The organism is Mycolicibacillus koreensis (genome assembly GCF_002104795.1).
In the GTDB taxonomy this organism is placed as follows: Bacteria; Actinomycetota; Actinomycetes; order Mycobacteriales; family Mycobacteriaceae; genus Mycobacterium; species Mycobacterium koreense.
The window spans coordinates 1-3268 of the sequence record NZ_NCXO01000093.1 but is presented as its reverse complement, the minus strand read 5'-3'; the positions used below and the strand labels follow the sequence as shown (position 1 = coordinate 3268).

Genomic DNA, 3268 nt, shown 5'->3' with positions numbered 1-3268 from the left:
TCTCCAGGGTGATCGTCTGCGGTGGTGGCGGCGGCGGGGGCGCCTCGGTCGTCGGCACCGTCGGTGGGCGGCGGGTCTCCTGCGGTGGGGGCAGCGGCATGCCCGCCGGCGCTGCTCCGATCAACGACGCCACCACGGTGCCGTGCGCGTCGCAGTCGGAGAGCCCGTCGCCGCCGGCCATGATGTAGTCGCCGCCGCCGGTGAGGTGAGGGAGTCGCGGATGCGGGGTCACGCCGGTGTCGATGACCGCCACCTTGACCCCCGCGCCCCGACCGAACCGCCACGCCTCCGCCAGGTTGAGCATGTCCATGAACTTCGGCTGGACCCGGAAATCACTGCCCGGTGCGACGGCGCCGTCGATGCAGTAGGAGTTCTGCCGCATCTCCTGTTCGGGGCCGGGCGGGCCGTCGCCGGGTGTGGCCCCGACGTCGATGACCGGCGGCGCGATGGCCCCGGCGGCCGGGGCGGCGAGCAGCGGGTAGGCGGCGACCATCGCCGCGGCGCTGGTCGCCGCCGCCGCCCGCCTAGCGATAGCGGATGGCTTCATAGACATTCATCAACCACAGTCCCAGTGGGAAGATCGGCATCAGACACAGATATTCGACCCATTCCACCAATTTGCGGAAGAGCGGGCTGTAGACGGTGTTGGGGACCACCGCGGCGGCGATCAGCCCCGCAGCGGGCAACCCCAAAAGGATCGCCACGCCGGTCGACAGCATCGCCGGGGTTTGCAGCTCGATGATGTAGCGCACCACCACCCCGACCACGACCAGCACCGCGGTCAGGGTCACCGTGATCGCCTGACCGCGATCCCGGAAGGAGCGCCCGCGCAGCAGCAGGAATCCGGCCACCAGCGCGGCGATCAGCAGCGGCAGCCACCGTCGCTCGTCGTGCGGGTCGGCCAGCCCCACCGTGGTGGCGACCACCAGCACCCCCAGCGCCACCAGCAGCCCGGAGAGGAACCCGCGGGCCCGTTCGGCGTGCATGACGACCTGGCGGATCGACTCGGGCCCCTCCAGGACCGGGGCGGCGTCGGGTGAGGCGACCACGGTGGTGGGCAGGTCCGGCCGGGTCTCGAAGACCCACTGGCTGGTGGCCGATGGGAACACCGGCAGGCGGATGCCGGCCAGCCAGCGCACCAGGGAGGCCGCGGTGTGGTAGAAGAACACGCTGGCCAGCAGCAGACTGGTCAACAAGGTGACCGCTCCGGTGAGCAGCGTCATCCGCAGCACCGCGGCGACGGTGACCGCCAGGGCGAGCACGACGACGGCGAAGTACAGCGCCACGCGCCGACCGGTGAATCGCAGCAGCAGCAGCGCGGCCACACCGGCCACACCGAACCCGAGGGCGGCGTGGGCCGCACCCACCGGTCCCGGGACGGCGGCCGCCGCAGCGACCGCCAGCACCGGCAACGTGGTCACCAGCAACGTATCGGCCAGGCGGTAGTCGAGCACCGTGTCGGCGCGCAGCAGCATCAGTGTCGACGTCGCGAGCAGCAACACCACCACGACCCCGGCGTAGATCGCCGGCAGCCAGCTTTCGTGGCCGTAGCGCCACCAGCCGAGGATCCCGGTGACCAGCAGCACCCCCGCGGTCAACAACGCGATCCCCACCTGGATCGCCGTGGTCGGGTTGATGGCGCTGAACCGGGCGGCCAGCGTGGAGGCCACCGCGGTGGAGATGTGCTCGACGACCGGGGACCGGTGTTCGGGGTCTTCGACGAACCGCAGCCACAGCCGGTCGCCGTCGTAGATCTGCTGCTCGGTCAGCGACTGTCCGGAGCGCAGGGCGGTGCCGTCGACGCGGCAGAGCACCCAGCGGCCGCGGCCGGTGGCCTCCAGCGGGGCCTCCTCCAGTTCCAGCAGCCGGCTGTTGACCACGGTGAGCAGCGGGTCGATCATCACCGACACCGGCGCTTCGGCGTCTAGGAGCATCCCGATCTGGATGCCCTCACCGGCCATGACGCCGACCACCGCCGCGCGCGGCGCCGTGGCATCCCCGTCGGGGCGGGACGGGTCCACCACCATCGAGGTCACCGCCCGACCCCCTGAAGATCCGAGTTCATCTGTACTACCTCACGGTTCGTCGTGTCGTTGTCATCCTAGGGCGGGGCTGCCGCTGCGGCACGCCCTGTGCGCGGCGGAGCCGGCTAGACCCGTCGGTGGGTCCGCCAGGCGCCGAACGGCACCGTATCGAGGACCGTCTGCACGCCGACCTGCACCAATTGCGGTGTGGCCGGACAGATCGCCAACCATTTCTGGCTGGACCCGACGGTACGGGCCTGCTGATACATCGCCAAGCGCCCCGCGGCGCCGTCTTTGAGGGAGAGCACCGAGGCGCTGGATTCGCGGGCGTCGTCGCGGTATTGGCGGGCGTAGATCGCCGCCTCGGCCGCCGGTTCGGACAGTGCTTGTCCCAGCGCCGCGATCGTCGCCGCGGTCAGCCCCATGCGGCGCAGATCGCCGCTGGAGAAGACGTTGAATCCGGCGCTCTGCCAGGATTTGGTGGCCGAGAGCATCTCTTCCAACGGCACGTTGACGGCGGTGATCGCCGCCGGGTCGGCGTGGTTGATCGATTCCAGTGCCCCGGTCACCAGGGCGGCGATGGACGCGGCGTCGGTGACCGAGACGTCGTCGACGGTGATGTCGGTGCCGACCCGCACCGCCGAGACCCAGTGGTCGTCGCGGCGGGCGAGCACGACGCGGAATTCGTTGTCGGGAATGTCGCGGGTGCCGACGGGTTGACCGTCCAGGCTCTGTTCGCCGCCTTCTTCGGCCGCGGCCTGATGCTGTTCGATGGCCTCTTCGCTGACGCCGTAGCGCAGTTTGCCGTGGGAGAGCAGGGCGACGACTTCGATGTCGGGCACGGCCAGCACCCGCATGCGCGCGGCGACGTCCTCGTTGACGGTCAACTCGTCGTCGACGACGATGCCCTGTTCCCGCATCACCGCCATACCGGGATGCTCTTTGAGCCAGTCGGTGGATTCGGTGGTCGACACGAACGGCCGGCAGCGCAGTTCCGGCGCGACGTGGCGGATGTCCAGCAACGCCTGCAGCAGCCAGAACCCCTCGACGTTGACGGTGATATCGGTACGGCTGTTGTGCTGGTCCATCGCTCCTCCGGGGTCATTCGGCCGGGACACCACAACGCGGCAGCACGCTGGAGGCGTGCTCCCGCGTCCGGTATCAGGTTAGAGCCAGCTGGAGCCGACCGCCGAGTCGGTGGACGCCATGTTGTTCCCGGCGTTTTGCACCTTCGCACCGTGCGT

Annotated in this window: 2 protein-coding genes and 2 pseudogenes; all 4 read right to left on the bottom strand. The window is 70.1% G+C overall.

Going from position 1 to position 3268, the window contains the following annotated elements; genetic code table 11:
- Positions 1 to 547: pseudogene (locus B8W67_RS19935) on the bottom strand (S8 family serine peptidase); the annotation flags it as partial.
- Positions 525 to 2027, bottom strand: a complete 1503-nt coding sequence (gene eccD / locus B8W67_RS19930) for a type VII secretion integral membrane protein EccD (RefSeq protein ID WP_069393915.1) — start codon at positions 2025 to 2027, stop codon at positions 525 to 527. The pseudogene B8W67_RS19935 and the gene eccD, both read right to left, overlap by 23 nt.
- Positions 2028 to 2149: 122 nt before the next feature.
- Entirely contained in the window at positions 2150 to 3112 is a 963-nt protein-coding gene (locus B8W67_RS19925) for an ESX secretion-associated protein EspG (RefSeq protein WP_069393914.1), read from the bottom strand.
- Positions 3113 to 3190: 78 nt separating this feature from the next.
- A pseudogene (locus B8W67_RS19920) lies at positions 3191 to 3268 on the bottom strand (type VII secretion protein EsxI); the annotation flags it as partial.